This window comes from Bellilinea sp., from assembly GCF_034432615.1.
Classification (GTDB): Bacteria; Chloroflexota; Anaerolineae; order Anaerolineales; family Anaerolineaceae; genus Bellilinea.
Map to the genome: position 1 here is coordinate 1 of NZ_DAOUBL010000132.1, position 6,419 is coordinate 6,419.

Annotated in this window: 7 protein-coding genes; 4 read left to right on the top strand and 3 right to left on the bottom strand. The window is 58.3% G+C overall.

Annotation, left to right across the window (positions count from 1 at the left end):
* From VAE48_RS05985 to VAE48_RS06000, 4 genes are all read left to right on the top strand, one after another.
* A partial coding sequence (locus VAE48_RS05985; protein WP_322792407.1) for a beta-galactosidase occupies positions 1 to 2,100 on the top strand: 2,100 nt, incomplete at its 5' end.
* 231 nt (positions 2,101 to 2,331) lie between these two features.
* A complete protein-coding gene (locus VAE48_RS05990; protein WP_322792408.1) occupies positions 2,332 to 2,727 on the top strand; it encodes a HEPN domain-containing protein in 396 nt (131 codons plus the stop codon).
* Complete coding sequence (locus VAE48_RS05995; RefSeq protein ID WP_322792409.1) at positions 2,699 to 3,022, top strand: nucleotidyltransferase domain-containing protein; 324 nt, start codon at positions 2,699 to 2,701, stop codon at positions 3,020 to 3,022. Before VAE48_RS05990 ends, VAE48_RS05995 begins: the two co-directional genes overlap by 29 nt.
* A 49-nt stretch (positions 3,023 to 3,071) precedes the next feature.
* On the top strand, positions 3,072 to 3,398 hold the full coding sequence (locus VAE48_RS06000) for a DUF6922 domain-containing protein (RefSeq protein ID WP_322792410.1): 327 nt from the start codon (positions 3,072 to 3,074) through the stop codon (positions 3,396 to 3,398).
* Positions 3,399 to 3,508: 110 nt separating this feature from the next.
* Here VAE48_RS06000 and VAE48_RS06005 read toward each other — a convergent pair whose 3' ends face one another.
* The 3 genes from VAE48_RS06005 to VAE48_RS06015 all read right to left on the bottom strand — a co-directional run.
* Positions 3,509 to 4,498, bottom strand: coding sequence for an ABC transporter permease (locus VAE48_RS06005; RefSeq protein WP_322792411.1), 990 nt, complete (start codon positions 4,496 to 4,498; stop codon positions 3,509 to 3,511).
* Between the two features lie 22 nt (positions 4,499 to 4,520).
* Positions 4,521 to 6,017, bottom strand: coding sequence for a sugar ABC transporter ATP-binding protein (locus VAE48_RS06010; RefSeq protein ID WP_322792412.1), 1,497 nt, complete (start codon positions 6,015 to 6,017; stop codon positions 4,521 to 4,523).
* Positions 6,018 to 6,080: 63 nt separating this feature from the next.
* A partial coding sequence (locus tag VAE48_RS06015; protein ID WP_322792413.1) for a substrate-binding domain-containing protein occupies positions 6,081 to 6,419 on the bottom strand: 339 nt, incomplete at its 5' end.

Below are 6,419 nucleotides of genomic sequence, written 5' to 3' on the forward strand. Positions count from 1 at the left end.
CTGCGCAATCTGGCCGGGTTTCTGGACCTGGCGGCGGAGATGGGGTTGTTCGTCATCGCCCGCCCCGGCCCCTACATCATGGCCGAAACCATCAACGAGGGCATTCCGCCGTGGTTTTTTGAAAATTATCCTCAAGCGGCGGTGGTGAACCAGCGCGGGGAGGTGCAAAACCTGGCCAGTTATCTGCACCCCGATTTTTCCGCCGCCGTGCGCCGCTGGTACCGCGCCGTTTTCGAGGTACTCACTCCGCGGCAGGTGACGCGCGGCGGTAAGATCCTCTTCATTCAACTGGATAACGAAATGGGCATGCCGCACTGGGTGCGCAATCTGTTTGACCTGAACCCCGACACGCTGGCGCGTTTTGCCCGCTTTCTGGAACAGATCTGCCCCGCGGCTGAACTCCGCAGCCGGTATCCGGCTGCCGACCTGTCCTCCTTTTTGAAAGACGCGCTCAGCGACCCGCGCCACCCTTACGGGCCGCAGGCAGCCGCGGATTACCGCCGCTTTTACCGCGCCTACCTGCGCGAATATGCTGCCTTCCTTGAACAGGAAGCCCGGCACAACGGCATGGAGCTGCCGCCGGTGGTCAACATTCACGGCTTTGCCAACGGCGGGAAGACTTTTCCAATCGGCCTTTCCCAGCTGGTGGAGGTGATGGAAAGCGAGGGCTTCGTCAGCGCCACGGATGTTTATCCCCTGTTCATCGGTGAGGGCAATTTTCATCAGCTGCTGCTGGTCAACGAGATGACCAGGGCTTTGCAAAACCCGCGGCAGCCGTTGTTTTCGATTGAGTTTCAGGCCGGCGGCAATCCCGATTTTGGGAACGCCCAATCTTCGTTTTATGATTTGCACACCCGCCTGTGTCTTTCGAATGGGATGCGCGCCGTCAATCATTACCTGTTCTTTGACGGCGAAAACGACGCGCTGCTCAGTCCGGTGCGGCGGCACGATTGGGGCCACCCGGTGCGCAAGGACGGCTCGCTGCGCCGCCACTATGCCCGTTACCCCCGTCTTTCGCGGGTGCTGGCGGCGTATGGCGAGGATTTGCTGCTTGCCCGCCCGCGGTACACTACCCATGTGGCGTTTTTGCTGGATTATTTTATGAGCGAGGTCAGCCACCCGCTGGAACGGGCATGGCTGGATGAGATCACCCATCAGCGCGAGGTGATTTTGTTCGACCAGATTGGGCGGGGGCTGGCGTTGACGCACCGCCCGTTTGATGCGCTGGAAATCGGCCGGGCTGAACTGGATGTTTCCAGCACGCCGCACTGCTGGATGATGATGGAACGGCAGTGCCCGGCGGCGGTGCAGCACAAACTGGTGGAGTATGTGCGCGCCGGCGGCCGGTTGATTCTGATCGGCCGGATGCCGGTGGAAGATTTTGAGCGCCGGCCGGCGGCTCTTTTGCAGCAGGCGCTGGGCATTCGTGCGGTCAACACCCGCCCGCCGTTCGAGCGGCACGAAATCCGCATTTTTGACCAGCCGCATGTACCGGTAGATTTTCTGGAAACCTACGCCGGTGCAGAATTTGATGAGGTTTTTGCCAGCAGCGCTGAGGGAGAAACGGTTGGCTTCGTCAAGAGCCTGGGCAGGGGGCGGGTGATGATGCTGGGGGCTGCCCTGCCGATCAGCGCGCTGGAGGATTTGAACGTGCTGGATCAGATGGCGCTGAAGATGGACATCCCGCGTTTGTTTGAACTGAGCGACTGGGCGGATGTGCGCCTGAGCGAGGGCGAAAACGGCCGTTTTCTGTTCGTTAATAATTATCAGGACGACCCGCTTGAAACCACTATCCGGCTGGAGGGGAGCGATCTGTTTGGCGGTCATCCCGTGCGAGTCGAGGCGCGCCGCGGGCTGATTCTGCCGCTCGATTGGCGGCTGGGGGAGGGGCTGACCCTGCATTACCTGACCGCCGAGGTCACCGAAGTGCGGCGCGGTGCGGAGGAAATCGTGTTGCAAACTGAGCCGGCGCGCTTTACGGCGGAATTCAGCCTGCCGCCGGACTGGCAGGTGGAGGGAGGGCAGGTGCTGGAGCAGCGGGGCGGTCACCGCCGCGTGCGCCTGAGCGGCGAGGGAGAACTGCGCCTGCGACGGGTTTGACAAGAAGAACAATTATGAGATAATAAACGTGACTTCGGCATAAGCGAAAAAAAACCAGTAGCATAATGAACTCCCTTCTGCGCCTCCCCCAATATCGCATAGGCGATATTGGGGGAGGTGGGAGGGGGCCAAAAATGCGAAATGGGACGCGGATAAGATGATCCGAACTCAGGTTAATAAAGTTGTTTGTAAAGAAAAGGAGGATGCGGCTTCCTCTGCCGCTTGTTTTCTATGAACAGGTGGAACGACTGGTATCAACAGGGTAAGAGAGATTTGCAAAGAGCCTGGTTAGATTTGGAACACGAATACTACGAGTGGGCCTGTTTTACTTCGCAGCAAGCTGCCGAGAAACTCCTCAAGGCATTAGGGCTGCGATTAGGAATAACCCTGTGGGGGCATTCGCTGACCGAGATGTTTTCCCTTTTGCAGGAGCATGTACCGATACCAGCCGGACTTGTTGATCAGGCCAGACTTCTGGATTTATACTATATTCCAACCCGCTATCCCAACGGTTTTGCGGCCGGAAAACCGGCCGATTATTTTACGGAAAAACAGGCGAGGGAGGCAGTAAATGCGGCAGGTGACATCCTCAGGTTCTGTGAAAGCCATCTGGTTGAATCGAGCTGACCTTCTCCGCAAATTGCAGCAGGTCGCCGGCGAAGCCCAGATCGCATTTCCTGAAATCATCGAAATCCGCCTGTTCGGTTCTCTGGCGCGCGGCGAACAAACCGGCCTGAGCGACGCGGATATCTTGATTTTGACCCGCAGCCAGGATCCGAATCCGCTGGAAAGGATGAGGCCTTATTTCTTTTTTTTCTCCGAGCGGTTGGGGATCGCCGTGGATATGATCGCCGCCACCCCGCAGGAGAGCGAAGAGATGCAGCATCTACTCAAAGACAGTCTGATTCTATCGAAGGCTTGACTGCTGTTATAAGTGTTAACCCAATTAGACGAATAGATTAAAGAACACGATGACGAACTCACACCCTATCGGCCTGCCCGACTTCCTGCGTTCCCTGTTTTGGGATGTGGATTTCAACCGGCTGGATTGGGACGCTCACCGCGAGTATATCGCCGGGCGCATTCTGGAGAGCGGTAATTGGAACGCCATCCGCTGGCTGCGGACAACCTGGGGGGATGATGCTTTGCGGGCTTACTTGCTTTCCCGCAAGGGGCGCGGGCTGAGCCCCCCTCAGCTGCGTTACTGGCAGGTGGTGTTGAACCTGCCTTCGGATGAAGTGGATGAATGGATTGCCCGCCTGAAAACCGGTATTTGGGAAAAAAGGATTTCAGGTTAAGCGAGTCAGCTTTCTTGAGTTTCAATATCCGCTCTTATCCCCGATGGTCAAAGGGGTTGGCTTTGGGCGTACCTCTGGTTTAACAGGAAGACGTAGCCTGGATGAATCGATCAGCTTTCTTCTGCTGCAGCGGCAGGGGCAGGGGCTTTGCGCTGTTTGATAAAGTAATCCAGCATGACGGCCACAATAAAGACTACCCCCTTGACCACCTGCTGGTTGTACGAAGGCACCTCCAGCAGGTTCAGGCCGTTGGAAAGAATGCCGATGATGAACGCCCCCGCCAGCGTGCCCGGAATACCGCCGATGCCGCCCGCCAGACTGCTGCCCCCCAATACGGCAGCGGCAATGGCATCCAGTTCCAGGCCAATCCCCACATTGGGCTGGGCTGACCACAGCCGGGCCGTCAGAATCAAACCGCTCAATGCGGCGCAGATTCCACTGAACACATACACGCTGAATTTGACCTGGCCAACGTTTACGCCCGCCAGGCGGGTGGTTTCTTCGCCGCCGCCGACCGCAAAAATGCGCAGACCCAGGGGCGTTTGTTTGAGAATGATGTGTGCCACAACGGCAACCACCAGCAGCACCCAAACCGGTACGGGAACACCAAGCCAGCCGCTCCCGCCCCAAAAAGTAAAGGCTTTATCCAGACCGGCAATCGGGCGTCCCTGGGTATAGACCAGAGTCAGGCCGCGCCCAATTGCCATGGTGGCCAGTGTGGCTACAAACGGCGGCATGCGCCCCCAGACGATCAACGCCCCGTTGAGGAAACCGATACCCACCCCGCTCAGCAGACCGATCAGCAGGCCCGGATAGGTACCCAGCCCAAGCCGGGTAGCCGCTCCGGCTGCCAGTACGCCCGCCAGCGCGGCAGTTGAGCCGACCGACAGGTCAATGCCGCCGGTGATGATGGTAAAGGTCATGCCGATGGCAACCAGAGCAATTAATGAGGTCTGCAGGGCAACCGTGAGCAGATTGTTGACGGTCAGAAAGTCGGGTGAGAGCAGGGCAAACCATACCAGAATCACCAGCAAAATCAAGTAGGTGCTGGCGCGGCGGATGAACGATAGCAGCTGGTTTGAAGAATTGCTGGATTTCATCAATGCACCTCGCTTCCCTTCATCAGGCCTGGCCGGTGGCTGCCTGCATGATGCGGTCCTGGCTGGCTTCCTCACGGCTCAGTTCGGCAACCAGACGCCCTTCGCGCATTACCAGAATCCGGTCGCTGACCCCAAGTACTTCCGGCAATTCGGAAGAGATCATCAAAATCGCCATGCCCTGCGCGGCCAGTTCGTTCATCAGCGCGTGGATTTCCGCCTTTGCGCCGACATCCACCCCGCGGGTCGGCTCATCCATGATCAGCACCTTGGGGTTGAGCGCCAGCCAGCGGGCGATGATCACTTTTTGTTGATTGCCGCCCGAAAGATTGCGGACCTGCTGGTTGAGCGATGGCGTGCGCACGCGCAAACGTTCCACCAGTTCACGCACAATCTGATTGACGGCGCGGAAATTGATGAAACTGAAGCGTGAAAGCCGTTGAAGCAAACCGGCGGCGGCATTGTAACGTACACTTTGCTTGAGGAACACCCCCTGGGCTTTGCGATCTTCCGGCACCAGTCCGATCCCCAGCCGGATGGCATCCCGCGGGGAACGCAGGCGCACCGGCTTGCCTTCAAGCCAGATTTCGCCCTCTTTGAGCGGGTCGGCGCCGAACAACAGGCGGGCAACGTTGGTGCGCCCGGAGCCGACCAGTCCGGCCATGCCGACAATTTCTCCACGGTGAAGTTCAAAAGAAACCCCGCGCACCTCCTTGCCGGCCTGCAAATTCACCGCCTTCAAAATCGGTTCACCGCGCTGGGTATTGCTTTTTGGAAAAAATTCGGTCAGTTCGCGTCCAACCATCAACTGCACCAGCCGGTTGGGGGTGAATTCGGCGGCATTGCCTTCGGCTACCAGCTGCCCGTCACGCATCACGGCAATCCGGTCAGCCAGCTCAAAGACCTCTTCCAGCCGGTGGGAGATGTAGATCAGGGCAACGCCTTCCTGACGCAGGGTGCGCACCAGCCGGAAGAGCGTTTCGGTTTCGCGGCTGGTCAGTGAACTGGTAGGCTCATCCAGCGCAATCAGGCGCGCCTGATAGGAAAGGGCTTTGGCAATTTCAACCAGCTGGCGTTCGGCAATGCTCAAATCGGCCACTTTGGCGCGTGCCGAAACTTCAATGCCCAGCCGGTCCAGCTCTTGCTGGGCCAGCCGATAAACCTGCGGCCAGTCAATCCAACCCCCCAGGCGGCGGGGTTCCCGTCCCAAATAAATGTTCTGTCCGACGGTCAATTCGGGAATGAGCGCCAGTTCCTGATGGATCATGGTGATGCCCAGTTCCAATGCCCGGCGCGGCGAAGTGATTTGCACCGGCTGACCATCCAGGTAAATGTTTCCCGAATCGAGTTGCACCACGCCGTTGACAATGTTCATCAGCGTGGATTTACCGGCGCCATTTTCGCCGACCAGCGCCAGAATCTGACCGCCGTACACTTCCAGACTGACATCCTGAACAGCCTGCACGCCGGGAAAGGCTTTGTAAATATGCTCCAGCTTGAGACGGGGAATGTCTTGTGTCATGCAACCTCGAAAAAAGGCGGGCAGGGGGCGGGCCAGCCGCCCCCAAACCCGTTGGTTTGTCGCTTATTTGGTAACCAGATTGAGCGGTACGGGGATGTAGGTTTCGACTTTACCGCCGCTCAGGTATTTGACAGCCGTTTCAACAGCCAGTTTGCCCATCACGTCTGGCTGCTGGGCAACAGTGGCGGCCAGTTTGCCGTCCTTGACGGCCTGTACGGCGTCGTCAATGGCATCGAAGCCGACGAAGACGATACCGGTGCGTCCGGCGGCTTCGGCGGCCTGAATGGCACCGAGGATCATCTCGTCATTGTGGGCGAAGACGCCGCTGATTTCAGGCTGAGCCTGCAGGATGTTTTCGAAGACCTTCAAGCCCTTGTCGCGGTTGAAGTCGGCGGTTTGCTG